This window comes from Dactylosporangium sp. McL0621 (genome assembly GCF_049995355.1).
In the GTDB taxonomy this organism is placed as follows: Bacteria; Actinomycetota; Actinomycetes; order Mycobacteriales; family Micromonosporaceae; genus Dactylosporangium.
In genome coordinates this window covers 4004458-4019518 of the sequence record NZ_CP188259.1, presented here as the reverse complement: position 1 = coordinate 4019518, position 15061 = coordinate 4004458, and the positions used below count along the sequence as shown (strand labels likewise).

Sequence of the window (15061 nt, the reverse complement as noted above, 5' to 3'; positions counted from 1 at the left end):
AGGGTGGGGGTCAGCCGCGCAGCGCCCCCGACATGAAACCGCGGACGTAGCTGCGCTGCAGGATGAGGAACAGCACCAGACAGGGCACCGCCATGAACGTCACGCCGGCCTCCAGTGCGGCGTAGTCGATGGCTCCGAACGTGGCGGTGCGCATGTTCACCACGGCGAGCATCATGGTGAACTTGTCGGTCGAGTTGAGCAGGATCAGCGGGGCGAAGAACTCGCTCCACGAGGTGAGGAAGGCGAAGAGCCCGACGGTGATGAGGCCCGGCTTCACCGCGGGCAGCATGACGCGGACCAGAGCCTGGAAGGTGCCGCAGCCGTCGAGCAGCGCCGCCTCCTCGAGCTCCTTGGGCACCGCCTCGAACGAGTTGCGCATCATGAACACCGAGAACGGCAGCTGGAACATGATGAGCACGAGGCTGAGCCCGATGATCGAGTCCTGCAGGCCGATCCAGCCCAGCAGGACGTACAACGCGATGAGAATCGTCGCGTAGGGCACCATCAGGATGGCGAGCGTGAGCAGGAACAGTGCGTTCTTGCCGGGGAAGTCGAAGCGGCCGAACGCGTAGCCGCCGAGGCCGCTCACGAGCAGCGTGCCGCCGACGGTGAGGGCGCTGACCGCCACCGAGTTGAACACGTGCTGGAAGTGGATGCCGTTGTCGGAGGTGAACAGCCGCGCGTAGTTCTCCAGCCCGAACCCGCTCTTCGTGCGCACGGAGGCGAAGGCGCTCCAGGCGAGCGGGAACAGGAACAGGATGGCCAGGGCGGCGCCGGTGAGCCGTCGCATGTCAGCCCCTTCTGCGCAGCATGCCGAGCTGCACCACGTTGAACACGATCAGGACGAAGAGCAGCACCACCGAGATCGCGGCGGCGGAGCCGAGGTCGAGCTCGATGAACGCCTTGCGGTAGATGACCATCACCAGCGAGGTCGTGCTGTTGTCGGGCCCGCCGCGGGTGAGGATCCAGAACTGGTCGAAGGCGAGCAGGGAGCCGGTGACCATGAGCGTGGTGACGAGCGCGAGGGTGGGGCGCATCAGCGGTACCGTGATCCGCCGGAACGTCTGCCAGCGGGTCGCCCCGTCCAGCTTCGCGGCCTCGTACACGTCGACCGGGATCGACTGCAGCCCGGTGAGCAGGATGAGCATGTTGAAGCCGGCGAAGCGCCACAGCACGAGCCCGACCGCGGAGCCGAGCGCGCTGCTGGGGCTGCCACTGGTCCACGACACGTAGCCGTGCAGCAGCCCCAGTTTCTCGAGGATGTCGTTGACCGGCCCGATCTCATCGCTGAGCAGGCCCAGGAACAGCAGCGAGGCGCTCGCGAAGCCGACCGCGGCCGGGATGAAGAACGCGGTGCGCAGCAGCCCGATGCCGCGGCCGGGGTGCTGCACGAGCAGCGCCAGTCCGAAGGACAGCGCGAAGAGCAGCACCGTGACCACGACGGTGTACTTGAGCGTGAACCAGGCCGCGGTGGCGAGCAGCTCGTCGTCGGCCATGCCGGCGTAGTTCTCCGGCGCGTTGAGCTCCGGGGCGCCGAGCAGCGGCCAGTGGTGCAGCGACATGTACGCCACCAGGCCGAGCGGGACGAGGAAGAACATGCCGACCATGAAGGCGGTGGGCGCGGCGTAGAGCGCGCCCACCCACTGCCGGTTGAGCCGGCGGCGGGGCCGGGCGGCCGGCGGGATGACCGCCGGCCGCTCGTCGACGAGCAGGGTCATGGTGTCTCTTATTTCTTCAGCGAGGCCGTCAGCGCGGTAGCGCCGTCGTCGAGGGACTTCTTCGCGTCGCCGTACAGCGCGCCGCGGAACGCGGTCACCCACGGGCTCTGGGGGTCGTTGTAGGTGGCGTTGAAGTTCTTGGCGTAGGGCGTCCTGCCCTTGCCCATCAGGCTGTTGATCTTCACGACGCGGGGGTCGCTGGACGAGTACTTGTTCGACGCCAGGTCCGTGCGCACCGGCACGCCCTTGCCCTTGGCGATGACCTCCACCTGGGCCTCGTCGCCGAGGGTCCAGGCGAGGAAGTCCCACGCCTCGGTGGCGTGCTTGCTGGTGGCGCCGATGCCGATCGCGTCGCCGCCGACGAACGTCGACTCGCCGCCGGTGAGGCCGCTGATCGGGGCCACGCCGAGCTTGAAGTTCGCCTTCTCCTCGATCAGGCCGAGCCACGCGGCCGGGCCGGGGGCGATGCCGATCTTGCCGCTCTGCAGGGCGCCGAGCCAGGTCGGGCCGGCCTCGTCCTTGGACGCGGGGGCGGCCACGCCCTCGTCGTAGAGCTTGCGGTACAGCGCGAAGACGTCGGACATCTCCTTGCCGTTGATGTTGCTGGTGGTGCCGTCCTCGTTCATGACGTCACCGCCCGCGGCCCACACCGACGGCCACATGGTGAACACGTTGCAGCCGCCGCAGTTGCCGCCGAAGTAGGTGCCGTTGACGTCCCCGCCGAGCTTGTCCACGGCGCGGGCGTCGTCGGCGAACTCCTGCAGGGTCGTCGGCGGCTTCTCCGGGTCGAGCCCGGCCTTGGTGAAGAGGTCCTTGTTGTACAGCATCACCGACATGTCGATGGTGTGCGGCACCGCGTAGACCTTCTTGTTCCAGGTGCCGTTGCGCACGTGCGCGGGGGCGACCTTGTCCTTGAAGGGCAGCGCGTTGAACTTGCCGGTGATGTCGGTCCACAGGCCCTGGGACGCGTACTGTGGCGCGAAGACGACGTCGGAGGCGAAGAGGTCCGGCAGGGCCTTGGCGCCCGCGGCGGAGGCGAGCTTGGCCGGGTACTCCTCGTTCGGGTACGCGGTGACCTGAACCTGGTTCTTGTGGGTGGCGTTGTAGGCGGCCGCGTAGGCCTTGGACTGCGTCTCGGTCGCGGCGCGCGTCCACAGTGTGAGCGATGCCCCACTGTCCGCGTTGGCGGGGGCCTCCGCGGCCTTGTCGTCGCCGCACGCGGCGGCGCCGAGCACTAGCGTCGCAGCGACGATGCTGCCCATCCAGCGTTTCACGCTCGTTCCTTCCCTAGGCAGTTCATTGTTTGTGAGCGTTCTCAAGATGCAAGGGGTGTGGCGGTGGAACTGCGCACGATCAGGCTCGGCGCCGAGCGGAACTGCTCGCCGCCACGGGAGCCTGTCGAGATCTGGTCGACGAGCAGGGCCAGGCTGTGCCGGCCGAGCTCGGCGAAGTCCTGCCGGACGGTGGTCAGCGGCGGCAGGAGGTACGGCGCCTCGGGCACGTCGTCGAAGCCGACGACGCTGACGTCGCGGGGCACGCGGCGCCCGGCCTCGTGCAGGGCCCGCAGCACCCCGATCGCCATCTGGTCGTTGCCGCAGAACACGGCGGTCACCTCGGGCCGCTCGGCGAGGCTGAGTCCGGCGGCGTACCCGGCCGCGGCGCTCCAGTCCCCGGCCAGCGGCGCGGGGGCCGCTCGCCCCGCGTCCTCCAGCGCGGCCCGCCACCCGGCCCGCCGCTCGCGGGCCTCCGGCCAGTTGGCCGGCCCCGCGATGTGGTGCACGGTGCGGTGCCCGAGCTCCAGCAGGTGCCGGGTGGCCAGGGCCGCGCCGGCGGTGTTGTCGATGGCGACCATCGGTACGCCGGCGTCCTCGCCGTCCGTGCCGATGATGCCCAGCCCGACGATCGGCACGTCCAGCGGCTCCTGGCGCAGCGCCGTCCAGGCCGCCGCGACCGGCGCGAGCGTGACGATCCCCTCGACGGCCTGCTCGCGCAGGCGCCGTATGGCGTCGCGGACCTGTGGCACATCGGGCTCCCGGGCGCTGGCGATGCTGACGAAGTAGCCGGCCTCCCGGGCCGCTCGCTCGATGGCGTGAACCATGAACGAGGGCCCGAAGAGGGTCGTGTCGAACGTGACGAGCCCGACGGTCTGGCTCCGGTTGGTGGCCAGGGTCCGGGCCGCGACGTTGGGCTGGTAGTCCAGCGCCCGCATCGCGGCCAGGACCCGGGCCCGGGTCTCCGACCGAACGTTGGGATGGTCGTTGACCACCCGCGAGACGGTCTGGTGGGAGACCCCGGCGAGGTGGGCGACGTCCCGCATCGCCGGTGGTCTCCGCACGGTGTGCATGATCAGCGCCGGACCTTCATCAACCCAGCGCCTTGACCTCGAGCAGCCCCAGGGAGGAGGTGCCCGTCGCGGTCAGCTGGACTCGTAGCCGGGTCGTGGAGACCCCGGTGAAGGTGACGGTGTTGTACGCGTTCTTGGTCAGCGTGTACGAGCTCGCCCCGGGCACGTCGACGTACGCCGAGCCGTCCCAGTACTGCAACTTCCACGCCGAGGGCATGTCGATGCCGCCCTCGTCGTCGAAGAAGTACACCTGCGCCTTGTTCACCGACTGGGCCGAGGCCCACTGCAGCTCGGCCCACTGGGTGCCGGTGTTGGGCCAGGTGCCCCAGCGGGAGCCGTCGTTGGCGGCGCCGATGTTGGAGCTGGCCGGCTCGTCGCCGTTGTTGATCGCCGCGCAGCTCTCCCACGAGGACGTGAAGGAGCAGGACGGCGTGGCCGACAGGGCGAGATTGGTGACCGGTGGCGGCTGGGTGCCGCCGCGGTTGTACATCTTGATCTCGGTGAGCCCGGTCTTGGCCCCGGATGCGTTGGTGGCCAGCACGCGGACCCGCTGGGCGCTGACCGCCGGGAAGGTGACCAGGTTGTAGTTGCCCTTCGGGGTGCCCGGGCTCTTGGCCTGGCTGGGGACGCTGACCCAGGCCGTGCCGTTGTAGTACTGGATGTCGTACGACGACGGCGCCCGGTAGGTCGCCGAGGCCGGGCGGCTGTCCTTGAAGTACAGCCGGACCTCGTTGACGGTGCGGGCCTGGCCGAAGTTGACCTCGTACCAGTCCTGGCTGTTCGGCGAGCCGCCGGCGCCCCAGAAGGGCTCGTTGGTCGGGTAGCCGTCGCTCGCGCCGCCGGTGGACGAGCCCGACCCGGTGTAGGAGGCCGAGACGGTCGCGCCGGTGACGAGGTTGGTCGGCGGGGTGGTGGCGTTGTCGACGCCGGCCTTGGCCATGATGTCGACGACGCGGCTGTCGGTCTGCACGACCTGGGTCGGCGACTGCAGGCTGGTGTACGCCTGGCTGTAGGCGACCGTGCCGGTGGTGGTGACGGTGCCGGTGGCGGGGTCCCAGGTGAACGGCACGAGCGAGTTCACGGTGGCGACCCGGGTGCCGTTGATGAAGATGCTGTAGCCCTGGGGCACGCCCGGGTAGCGGGTCACGCCGTCGGCCGGGTCGTCCCACACGATCGTGAGATCGGCGTTGCGGTACCGCAGGTTGTTGACGGTGAAGTGGTCCCACCCGATGTTGATCGGGGACAGCTCGACCTTCGCGTCGTTGCGCGGCCGCAGCCCCGCGACGTCCTCGATGATCGTCCAGTTGCTGCTGCCCAGGATGTTGTGGTGGATCCACGAGCGGTAGGTGATCGACGAGCCGTTCCAGTTCGCCCAGAACTCGTTGGCGTCGGGGTACGCGACGTTGCCGTTCACGTACTGCGCCCAGGCGTTCCAGTACAGCAGCTTCTTGTACCAGTCGTTGGTGAGGTACGTCGTCGGGTAGTTGCGCAGCGCCGAGCTCAGCAGCCGGAACTGCACTGTCGAGTTGATGGTGGAGAAGTTGTTGCTACCGGTGCCCGAGGCCGCCTTGTCCGCCTGGTCGGCGGTGTAGAACGGGAAGATCGGGTACTGGGCCGGGTCGTCGAACAGCCGCAGCGCCTGCTTGTACTGCGTGGTGTTCGGGATGGCGCCGACCGCGAACGGGTAGTAGATGTTGATCTCTTTCCAGGGGTTGAACGCCCCGTCGGAGGCCATCCGGTTCTCGAACAGGTTGTGGCTGGGGTTCCACAGCACGTTGACGATCGCGGCGCCGATCTGGTCGGCGAGGGCGTTCATCTCGTTCGCCTTGGCCGTGTTGCCGACCGCCGCGTACGCCTGGGCGGCCGCCCGGGCGCCGCTGTACTGGTAGGCCGCCTCGCCGCGGTCCATGTTGCCGGAGCGCCAGTGGAACGACACCGCGTCGGCGTCGTTGCCGGTCAGCGCGCCCCAGTCGTACTCGATGAGCTTGTTGTTGTTGGTGTCGTACGTCGCGAGCTGGCCCTTGACGTCGCCCTCGGCGTACTTGGCGAGGTTCTGGGCGAGCGCCGGCTGGCCGCCGTGGATCTGGTAGCTGCGCCAGGCCGCCTCGGCGATGTACTGGGTGTAGCTGTTGGACCAGTTCTCCGGGTCGCCGGGGTTGTCGACGAACCGGCCGTTCTTGGAGACCTGCCCGACCGAGAGCCAGTCGCCGTACGCGTACAACGGCGTGCGCAGGTACTTCAGGTCGTCGATGTGCATGGGCTGGGTCAGCGCGATGGCGTTGTTGTAGCCGAGCGCGCCCTCGACGGAGGTCGGGAACTGGTACGTCTGCCCCGGGATGTTCGCGTCGAGGTTGTTGAACCGCATGAGCCACCAGCGGTAGAAGTAGTTCTTCGTCAGCGCCGGCTCGGGCGAGTCGAAGAACGGGATGTTGTCCGCCCACCACTTGTTGTACGCGCGCACGTGGGTGGCGAACGCGGTGGCGTTGTCGTAGCCGGCGTAGGCCGTGTACTCGGTGGACGACTCCGGGATCTCGCTGGCGACGAAGCCCATGACGACCTTCGCCGTGGCGGTGGCGCCGGCCGCGATGGTGATCGACCGGTTCAGCCCGCCGGAGGAGGCCGCGAAGCCGTCACCGGAGAGCTTGGTCGTGAGCGTGGTCAGGCTGTTCTTGGTGCCCGTCGAGCCGGTCAGCTCGTTGCCGCTGCCGCTGGTCGCGTACGGCGAGACGGCCCGCAGCGTCAGGGTGGTCGACCCGGTGCCGTTGTTCTTGATCGACAGGTTGGTGACCGCGACGTTGTTGTTCGTGATGAACTTCTGCTGGGTGATGGCGACCGAGCCGCTGGTGAAGACGCTCTTGGCGTAGCTGGGCGCCTGGAAGCGCTGCGCGGTCTGCTCCGTGAACGTGCCCGGGCTGGCGGTGACCGAGTACGCGTTGGCGTCGCTGATGCTCTCCCAGTACGCCACATGTCCGGCGAACCCGAGCACGCCGGGGTTGTAGGTCTTCATGAACAGCGCGCGGCCGCGGGTCATCAGGATGGCCCCGTCGGCGTCGGCGGGGTCGCTGCCGCCGCTGCGGCCGAGGAGGCGGTCGACCCAGAAGTCGGTGCCGCCGCTCTCGGCGTTGTAGATGGTCTGCATCATGTTGCCGGTGGTGTAGCCGACGGGCGCGGCCGGGATCGAGGACGAGCCGGTGAACGTGGGATAGCCGATGGTCTGGGCCGCTGCCGCCGGCGGGGCGGATGTGACGACAACGGCGACGGAGGCGGTCAGGGTGGTCGTCAACGCGAGTGCCAGCCTGGACTTCCAGCGGGGGTGTGGCATCGCGTCACCTCCAATGCGATCGGTGTTACGACGGTGTGGTGGGGAGCCAGACGCGCATGGCGGACGCGCCGCGGCGGGCCCAGCGGTGGTACGGCACGAGCGGCACGACGATCGGCTCCGGGCGCTCGGTCGTCGTGGTCCGGTCGCGGTACGGCCAGGCCAGCTCGACCGGCCGGATGGCGCGTCCCTTCACCGCGCCGTTCTCGGGGGCGACCGACGTGTCGACCTGCAGCTCGTCGAGGTCGACGCCGTCCTCCTGGTCGATCGACTCGGCGCACATGACGACCGGGCCGACCTCGACGGCGGCACACCCGCGCACGGCGTCGACGCGCGGGTCGGGGAACGTCCAGCGGGGCCGCACCGGCAGCTCGAGGCGCAGCTGCTCGCCGGCGGCGAAGACGCGCCGCTCGACGTGCTGCCCGCCGCCGGCCCAGTCGGGCACCCGCAGGGCGATGGTGCGCTCCGCGGCCGGCGCCTCGACGACGGTGACCGTGACGGTGCCGTCCTCGGGGTAGGCCGTCTCGACCTCGAGCCGCAGGCCGGCGGCCTCGACGGTCATCGGGGCGTACTGATGGATCTGCACTCCCTCGTCGTCCTCGGTGACGAAGTAGGTGCCGAGGGAGGCGGTGAGCCGGGCGACGTTGGTCAGGCAGCAGGACACCTCGAACCACGGCGCGCGCTGGCCGCCGCCGAAGCGCAGCTGCTCGTGCTCGGCCGACGGGACCTCGGCGCGGGTGCGCTGGTGCAGGGTGTGCGCGTAGAAGAAGGAGCGGCCGTCGTCGGCCACCGCAGCGGCGATGACGTTGTGCAGCACCCGCTCGACGATGTCGCCGTAGCCGCTGTCGCCGGTGGCCAGCAGCAGCCGGTGGGCGAGCATGACGGTGGCGACGCCGGCGCAGGTCTCGGAGTAGGCCCGGTCGGGCGGCAGGGCGAAGTCGTCGCCGAAGGCCTCGTCGAGGTGGCGTGAGCCCATGCCGCCGGTGATGTAGGTGCGCCGGGCGAGGGTCCGGCCGAACTGGCGGACGACGGCGGCGAGCAGCTCGTCGTCGCCGGTCTCCACGGCCACGTCGACCGCCCCGCAGGCCAGGTAGAGCGCGCGCACCGCGTGGCCGCCGAACACCTCGGCGTCGCGGATCGGGGTGTCGTCCTGGAAGTACCGCCAGCCGAACTCGTGCTCGGGGAGGCTGCGGTGCCCGCGCCGCTCGATGAACTTGGCGGCCATGTCGAGGTACCGGCGCTCGCCGGTGAGCCGGTAGAGCTCGACGAGCCCGGGCTCGACCTCGGGGTGGCCGTCGAAGCCTTCGTCGGCGAACCGCTCGCAGACGTGGTCGGCGACCCGGCAGGCGACCTGCAGCAGCTCCGGGGCGGCGCCGGTGCGCGCGGCGGCGACGGCGGCCTGCAGCAGGTGCCCGGCGCAGTAGAGGTCGTGGCCGAAGTTGGCGTCGCTGTACCGCTCCGGCTGCCCCGGCCGCCCGTAGGCGGTGTGCAGGTAGCCGTCGGCGGCCTGGGCCCCGGCGGCGAGCGCGGTGAGCTCGGCCAGCAGCTCGCGGTGGTCGGTGCCGCCGGGCCGGCCGGTCTCCCAGCTGGCCGCCTCGGCCAGCTTGTACACCTCGGAGTCGGAGAACTCGCGGCCGCGGCGGCGCAGCGAGGCGTCGGGGTCGCGGAAGTTACCCGTCCAGCCGAGGCGGTCCAGCCAGAACTTGCAGTGCTCGATGGTGGCGGTGCCGTTGACCGCCTGGCGCTGTCCCCAGAACCCGCCGGTGAAACGCACCTGGTGCGTACCGACGGGCCGCAGCGCCCCGCGCGCGGGCGCGACAGGTCCCGGATGGGCTGTCACGGCCACCACCTTTCTCAACATGCTCGAAAACCTTTTCGGGAATGGTGGCAGCAGGTTACGGCCCTGTCAACGGTCTATTCCCGGTGGTCCAATATGTGTGACAGTTGTGACGGGTCGCCGCGTTCGCTATGCTCCTCGAAAAGTTTTCGAAAGGATGCGTCTGACGTGGGCAGAAAGCGCGCGCAGGTCACCTTGACCGACGTCGCCAAGCGGGCCGGGGTATCGATCGCGACGGCGTCGAAGGCGCTCAACGCGCGCGGCGAGGTGGCCCCGGCGACCCGCCGGCGGGTACAACAGGCCGCCGAGGAGCTGTCGTTCCAGCCCAACGTGCTGGCACGCGGCCTGATCTCGGGCAACACCCGCACGATCGGGCTGCTCACCGACGAGCTGTCCGCGGCCCGGTTCGCCATCCCGGTGCTGCTCGGCGCCGAGAACGCGCTGGGCAACGAGCAGATGAGCGTGCTGCTGTGCGACGCGCGCGGCGACGCGATCCGCCGCCGGCACTACATCCGCACCCTGCTGGCCCGCCAGGTCGACGGGTTCATCATCCTCGGCGACGCCAACGACGTGCGCCCGTCGCTGACCCGCGACATCCCGGTCCCGGTCGTCTACGCGTACTGCGAGTCCGACGACCCCGCCGACCTCTCCGTCATCGCCGACGACGCCGGCGGCGCCCGCCTGGCCGTCGAGCACCTGGTGTCGCTGGGCCGCAAGCGGATCGCCCACATCACCGGCGACCCCGGCTACCGCGCCGCCCGCGACCGCGCCGCCGCGTTCGCCGAGATCCTGGACGCGGCCGGCCTCGCCCCGGCCGGCGACCCGCTGTTCGGGCAGTGGTCGCAGCGCTGGGGCCGGCACGCGACCGCCCGCCTGCTGGCCGCCCACCCGGACGTCGACGCGATCTTCTGCGGCAACGACCAGATCGCCTCCGGCGCCGCCGAGGCGCTGCGCGAGCTGGGCCGATCCGTCCCCGACGACGTGGCCCTGGTCGGCTACGACAACTGGGAGGTCTTCGCCACCGAGTGCCGCCCGCCGCTGACCACCGTGGACCTCAACCTGGAGCAGCTGGGGGCAACGGCGGTGCAGCACCTGTTCGCGGTCCTGGACGGCGTGCGCCACGAGGGCGTCGTCCGCCAGCCGGGCCGCCTGGTCGTCCGCGAGTCCACGGGCGTCGCCCCGGCACGCTGACGAAAACTTTTCGGTGGCTCAGGCCGCCGGTTTGGTGTCGAGATAGGCCAGCACGGCGAGCACCCGGCGGTGGGTGTCCGGGGACTGGTCGAGGCCGAGCTTGGCGAAGATCTGCGTCGTGTACTTGCTGACCGAGCCCTCGCTGAGGAACAGCCGCCTGCCGATGATCGCGTTGGACAGGCCCTGCGCCATCAGGGCCAGCACGTCCAGCTCCCGCTCGGTCAGCCCGGACGGGGCCCGGCCGGGGGCGAGGAGCTGGGCGATGACGTCGGGGTCGACGGCGGTACCACCGGCCGCGACCCGCCGCAGCGCGTCGACGAACTCGTCGGTGTCGGAGACGCGGTCCTTGAGCAGGTACCCGACCCCGCCGCCGCCGGCGAGCAGCTCGCGCGCGTAGAGCTGCTGGACGTACTGCGACAGGATGAGCACCGGCAGCCCCGGCACCTCGCGGCGGGCGGCGAGCGCGGCCCGCAGCCCCTCGTCGGTGTTCGTCGGCGGCAGGCGCACGTCGACCACGGCGACGTCGGGCCGGTGCTCCAGCAGGGCGGTCAGCAGATCCGGGCCGTTGTCGACGGCGGCGACGACCTCGAACCCGTAGCCGGTCAGCATCCGCTCGATGCCGGTCCTCAGCAGGTAGAGGTCCTCGGCGAGGACAACGCGCACGGCACCTCCAGGGTGGCGGTCGTCGGGCCGCCGGGGGGACTGTCGACGGTGAGCGTACCGTCGAACGGCCGCAGCCGCCGCCGCACGCCCGCCAGGCCCGTGCCGCCGGCCGGGTCGGCGCCGCCGATCCCGTCGTCGGTGACGGCGAGCCGCAGTGTCCCTCCACTGTGGATCAACCGCATTTCGGCGGTACCCGCACGAGCGTGCTTGGCCACATTGGTCAGCAGTTCCGCGGCGGCGAAGTACACCGCGGACTCCAGCGGCGGGGCGGGCCGGCCCGGCAGGTCGGCGTCCACCGTCACGGCGAGCGGATGCTCCAGCGCGAGCAGCCGCAGCGCGTCGACGAGCCCGCGCTCGGTCAGCACCGGCGGGCGGATGCCGTGCACGAGGTCGCGCAGCTGCCGTACCGCGTCCCCGGCCGTGGCCCGTGCCTCCCGCAGCAGCTCGTCGGCGCCGTCGGGGTCGGCGCGCAGCGCCCGCTGGGCCAGGCTCAGCGTGAGCTGGATGGCCACGAGCCGGGCCTGGGCGCCGTCGTGCAGGTCGCGCTCGATGCGCTCGAGCTCGGTGGCCTGGGCGTCGAGGGCCTCGGCGCGGGTGTCGGTGAGCTGCCGGACGCGCTCGTTGAGCCGCGCGCTGCCGGTCGGGGCGAGCAGCGCCCGCGTCCACCGGCCGTGGTTGCGTGGGCCGGTCAGCCACAGCAGCGTGCCCACGACCGGGTCGGCCGCCAGCCACACCAGGTCCCGCCAGGTCGCCGGGTCGCGGGCGACCCAGTTGAACCACAGCGAGACGACGGCGACGGGGCGGTTGCGGTGGTAGTCGTACCCGGTCCAGAACCAGCCCTGCTCGGTGCGCTCGATCGCCGGCCGCGGCGGGTAGGGCCGCTCGATGCCGAGGCCGAGCCGGCGGTGCAGCGCCCGGCTCACGTCGGCGAGGCGCCGCGAGCCGGCCACGAGCAGCACCAGCGCGGGGAACGAGAGCGCGCCGTAGAGGTGCGTGAAGGCCAGCGGCGGCACGGCAAGGAGCGCCACCGCGGGCACCTTGAGGGCCAGCAGGGCCAGGCTCACCGCACCGCGCCGCACGCCACCACCTTAGGATGCGGCGCGGGCGATCCACACCGTGCGGGCCGCGCGGATCGTGAGGTCGTCGCGGCGCAGCACGGACTGCGGGCCGTCGGCGAGCAGCTCGTCCAGGGCCGCGAGGTCGTCCGCGGTGAGCAGGTCGGCCAGGCCCTCGCGGGTGCGCAGCAGGGACGCGTGCGCGTAGCGGCCCGCGGCCTCCGGCAGCGGCGCCTCCATCGTCACGCCGAAACGCCGCTCGGCCTCGACCTTCAGGCCCGCCCCGGCCAGGACCGCGGCCCAGTCGGCGCCCATGTACGGCATGTCCTGCTCGCGCCGCCGGGCCATCGCCGTGTGGCAGCGCTCCTCCACGCCGCCGGCCGCGCCCTCGGGCAGGAACCGCGGGAAGGCGTCGAGCTCGGCCAGGGCGAGCCGGCCCTCGGGGGCCAGCGCGGCGCGGATGTCGCGCAGCACGCGCGCCGGGTCGGCCATGTGGTGCATCGAGTTGGCCGCCCAGATGAGGTCGAGCCCGTCGAGGTCGGCGGGCCAGCCGGCGTCGAGGTCGGCCCGCAGCGTGCGGACCCGCTCGCCGAGGCCCCGCGCGGCGGCGTTGGCGGCGAGCCGCTGCAGCATGGCGTCGTCGCTGTCGACGGCGGTGACGGTGGCCGCGCCGAACCGGGCGAGCAGCTGCAGGGTGCCCGCCCCGGTCCCGGCGCCGAGGTCGGCGATCGTGCGGGTCGGGCCTTGCGACGCCACCCACGCCACGATCCCGGCGTGGTAGTCGTGCAGCACCGCCGCGTCGAGCTCGAGCAGCTCGGCGAGGCCGTCGTGGGAACCGTGGCCGGCGTGGGCGTGGTGATCGTGATGGTGACCGTGCGTGGACATGGACCGAATGTAGCCGGACCTTGCGCGTATCGCATAGCATCTTGCGTATGAAGCAAGACGAAGGCGACGGCGGGGACCTCGACGCGCTGGTCCGCAAGCGCATCCGCGGGCTGCGCGCGGCGCTCGGCATGTCCCTCGACGACCTGGCCGCGGCGTGCTTCATCAGCCCGTCGACGCTCAGCCGCATCGAGACCGGCCACCGCCGCATCAGCCTCGACCAGCTCACCGCGATCGCCCGGGCGCTCGGCACGAGCCTCGACCAGCTCGTCGAGTCCGCCGACGCCGACGTGGTGATCCGCCCCCGCCACGAGCCGCAGCGAGGCGTCACCACGTGGACGCTGCGGCACGAGGCCGGCCCGGGCGGCACGACCGTGGCCAAGATGCGCATCGACCGGCCGCTGCCCGGCCCCGACCAGCTCAAGGCCCACCCCGGCTTCGAGTGGTTCACGGTGCTGTCGGGCACCATCGCGCTGCGCCTCGGCGAGCGCCTGATCCTCGTCGAGACCGGCGAGGCCGCCGAGTTCTCCACGATGGTCCCGCACGCGTTCGGCTCGCACGAGGGCCCGGCCGAGATCCTGGGCATCTTCGACCACGACGGCCGCCGCACCCACCTGCGCAAGCTGCCCTAGGGGCTGTGTCGAAGTGGATGGCCGGGCTGCGGCGGACTCAGACGTCGGCGGGAACCGTAGCGGTCACACCCCGATACAACCCCGGTATCGGGGCGCGCCCGGCGCGGCCCCAGCCGACGCCTGAGCCTCGCCTCGCTCCGACCCCCACTTCGACACAGCCCCTAGATCGCGTCCCAGGGGATGCTCGCCTCGGCGTCGGCGACCAGGCGCATCAGCACGGTGTCGACGCCGAAGGTCACGTCGTCGACCGCGGCGACCGAGGCCACGCCGATGGAGTTGGCGACGAAGGCGCCCCGGAACGCGCCGACGTCCGCGAGCCCGACCCGGGCGTCCTTCGACGGCAGGCGCGGCTTGAGCAGCTGCATCGCGATCCCGGGCAGGTGCGGCGCGTCCGGCCACGTCACGACGGTACCGTCGAAAAATCCGATGTTCGCGATCGCCGCCTCGCACACCGCGCCGGTCGGGTCGACCAGCAGGGCGTCGTCGAAGCCCTCGGCCTCGGCGCGGCGGCCCCAGTAGCCCTGCCCGAAGCCGCCGACGTGCTTGAGGTGCGCCGCGGGCCGCACATAGGGCGCCGAGCGCAGCCGCAGCGGCTCCGCGGGCGGCCGGTTCGGCGGCCGCACGAAGACCATTGTCGTGAGTTCTTCGCGGCGGTACACGTTGATGCGCACGGAAGCGTCGGGCACCCCGCGCACGGCGTGGGCGAGCAGCTCCCGCACCCGGCCGGTGTCCAGGTCCGTGCCGAACAGCTCGCGCGTCGCCCCGGCCAGGCGCGCCAGGTGCAGGTCCAGCCCGCGGACCCGGCCGCCACGCACCTGCATCGCGGTGAAGTGGCCGTAGTTGGACAGCAGCGGCTGGTACAGATCCGCGACGGTCGGCTCGCGCCCGTCGACCTCCACCCTGATCGGTTCCACGCTCGCCAACCATAGTCCGTCAGAGGTCCAGCGCGGCGACGACGCTCGTCCGCTCGTGCTGGTAGATGACCGAGCTGCGGAAGCCCACGATCTCGCGCCGCTTGCTGAACTTGTCCATGAGGAACGCGTGGAGGGCGTCGACGCTCGGCACCGCCACGTGCACGAGGAAGTCGTCGCCGCCGGTGAGCACGAAGTACGACAGCACCTCCGGCAGCGTGCCCAGGTAGGCCTTGAACGCCTCGATGACCTGGCGGCTCAGCGGCCGGATCTGCACGTGCAGCAGGGCCTGCACGTGCCGGTTGAGCGCCGGCAGGCTGATCTCGGCGTGGAAGCTGGTGATGACGCCGCGCTCGCGCAGGCCCCGCACCCGCTCCAGGCACGTCGACGGGGCGATCCCCACCGCGGCGGCGAGGTCCCGGTTGGTCTGGCGCGCATCGCGCTGCAACTCCTCGACGATCGCCGCATCAAGTTCGTCCACGACCGGGATTTTACGCGGCTTGCCGAAC

Annotated in this window: 13 protein-coding genes; 2 read left to right on the top strand and 11 right to left on the bottom strand. The window is 71.3% G+C overall.

Annotation, left to right across the window (positions count from 1 at the left end; genetic code table 11):
• Positions 1–10 precede the first annotated feature (10 nt).
• Genes ACPPVO_RS19075 through ACPPVO_RS19050 form a run of 6 tightly spaced genes read right to left on the bottom strand, consistent with a single transcriptional unit; the run spans position 11 to position 9221 of the window.
• Positions 11–790 (bottom strand): carbohydrate ABC transporter permease, encoded by a 780-nt coding sequence (locus ACPPVO_RS19075; protein ID WP_426512539.1) that lies wholly within the window; start codon positions 788–790, stop codon positions 11–13.
• 1 nt (position 791) lies between these two features.
• The gene (locus tag ACPPVO_RS19070; protein ID WP_426512538.1) at positions 792–1718 is read right to left on the bottom strand and encodes a carbohydrate ABC transporter permease; all 927 of its coding nucleotides are present in this window, start codon (positions 1716–1718) and stop codon (positions 792–794) included.
• Positions 1719–1726: 8 nt separating this feature from the next.
• Entirely contained in the window at positions 1727–2992 is a 1266-nt protein-coding gene (locus ACPPVO_RS19065; RefSeq protein ID WP_426512537.1) for an ABC transporter substrate-binding protein, read from the bottom strand.
• Between the two features lie 41 nt (positions 2993–3033).
• Positions 3034–4062 carry a LacI family DNA-binding transcriptional regulator gene (locus ACPPVO_RS19060; RefSeq protein WP_426512536.1) on the bottom strand — a complete coding sequence of 343 codons (1029 nt, stop codon included), beginning with the start codon at positions 4060–4062 and terminating at the stop codon, positions 3034–3036.
• 19 nt (positions 4063–4081) lie between these two features.
• Positions 4082–7384: a discoidin domain-containing protein gene (locus ACPPVO_RS19055; protein WP_426512535.1), complete on the bottom strand. Its 3303-nt coding sequence runs from the start codon at positions 7382–7384 to the stop codon at positions 4082–4084.
• A gap of 25 nt (positions 7385–7409) precedes the next feature.
• Positions 7410–9221 carry a glycoside hydrolase family 127 protein gene (locus tag ACPPVO_RS19050; RefSeq protein ID WP_426512534.1) on the bottom strand — a complete coding sequence of 604 codons (1812 nt, stop codon included), beginning with the start codon at positions 9219–9221 and terminating at the stop codon, positions 7410–7412.
• Between the two features lie 165 nt (positions 9222–9386).
• Between ACPPVO_RS19050 and ACPPVO_RS19045 the strand changes: the two genes are divergently transcribed.
• Positions 9387–10409: a LacI family DNA-binding transcriptional regulator gene (locus tag ACPPVO_RS19045; protein ID WP_426512533.1), complete on the top strand. Its 1023-nt coding sequence runs from the start codon at positions 9387–9389 to the stop codon at positions 10407–10409.
• Between the two features lie 18 nt (positions 10410–10427).
• Here ACPPVO_RS19045 and ACPPVO_RS19040 read toward each other — a convergent pair whose 3' ends face one another.
• From ACPPVO_RS19040 to ACPPVO_RS19030, 3 genes are read right to left on the bottom strand one after another with little or no spacing between them, the layout of a single operon-like run.
• Positions 10428–11072, bottom strand: coding sequence for a LuxR C-terminal-related transcriptional regulator (locus ACPPVO_RS19040; protein WP_426512532.1), 645 nt, complete (start codon positions 11070–11072; stop codon positions 10428–10430).
• Complete coding sequence (locus ACPPVO_RS19035; RefSeq protein ID WP_426512531.1) at positions 11036–12151, bottom strand: histidine kinase; 1116 nt, start codon at positions 12149–12151, stop codon at positions 11036–11038. Before ACPPVO_RS19035 ends, ACPPVO_RS19040 begins: the two co-directional genes overlap by 37 nt.
• A 9-nt stretch (positions 12152–12160) precedes the next feature.
• Positions 12161–13012 carry a class I SAM-dependent methyltransferase gene (locus ACPPVO_RS19030; protein WP_426512530.1) on the bottom strand — a complete coding sequence of 284 codons (852 nt, stop codon included), beginning with the start codon at positions 13010–13012 and terminating at the stop codon, positions 12161–12163.
• A 47-nt stretch (positions 13013–13059) separates the two neighbouring features.
• Here ACPPVO_RS19030 and ACPPVO_RS19025 point away from each other — a divergent pair, with 47 nt between their 5' ends.
• Positions 13060–13641, top strand: coding sequence for a helix-turn-helix domain-containing protein (locus ACPPVO_RS19025; protein ID WP_360391112.1), 582 nt, complete (start codon positions 13060–13062; stop codon positions 13639–13641).
• Between the two features lie 161 nt (positions 13642–13802).
• On the opposite strand, the gene ACPPVO_RS19020 is transcribed toward ACPPVO_RS19025, so the two are convergent.
• Both ACPPVO_RS19020 and ACPPVO_RS19015 read right to left on the bottom strand, forming a co-directional pair.
• Positions 13803–14555 (bottom strand): aminotransferase class IV, encoded by a 753-nt coding sequence (locus ACPPVO_RS19020; RefSeq protein WP_426512529.1) that lies wholly within the window; start codon positions 14553–14555, stop codon positions 13803–13805.
• A gap of 19 nt (positions 14556–14574) precedes the next feature.
• Positions 14575–15033, bottom strand: coding sequence for an Lrp/AsnC family transcriptional regulator (locus ACPPVO_RS19015; RefSeq protein WP_426512528.1), 459 nt, complete (start codon positions 15031–15033; stop codon positions 14575–14577).
• Positions 15034–15061: the final 28 nt, after the last annotated feature.

Coding starts and splice junctions, on each gene's coding strand:
- ACPPVO_RS19030 (WP_426512530.1), bottom strand. CDS start 13,012: ATGTCCACGCACGGTCACCATCACGATCACCACGCCCACGCCGGCCAC.
- ACPPVO_RS19025 (WP_360391112.1), top strand. CDS start 13,060: ATGAAGCAAGACGAAGGCGACGGCGGGGACCTCGACGCGCTGGTCCGC.
- ACPPVO_RS19070 (WP_426512538.1), bottom strand. CDS start 1,718: ATGACCCTGCTCGTCGACGAGCGGCCGGCGGTCATCCCGCCGGCCGCC.
- ACPPVO_RS19055 (WP_426512535.1), bottom strand. CDS start 7,384: ATGCCACACCCCCGCTGGAAGTCCAGGCTGGCACTCGCGTTGACGACC.
- ACPPVO_RS19060 (WP_426512536.1), bottom strand. CDS start 4,062: ATGCACACCGTGCGGAGACCACCGGCGATGCGGGACGTCGCCCACCTC.
- ACPPVO_RS19075 (WP_426512539.1), bottom strand. CDS start 790: ATGCGACGGCTCACCGGCGCCGCCCTGGCCATCCTGTTCCTGTTCCCG.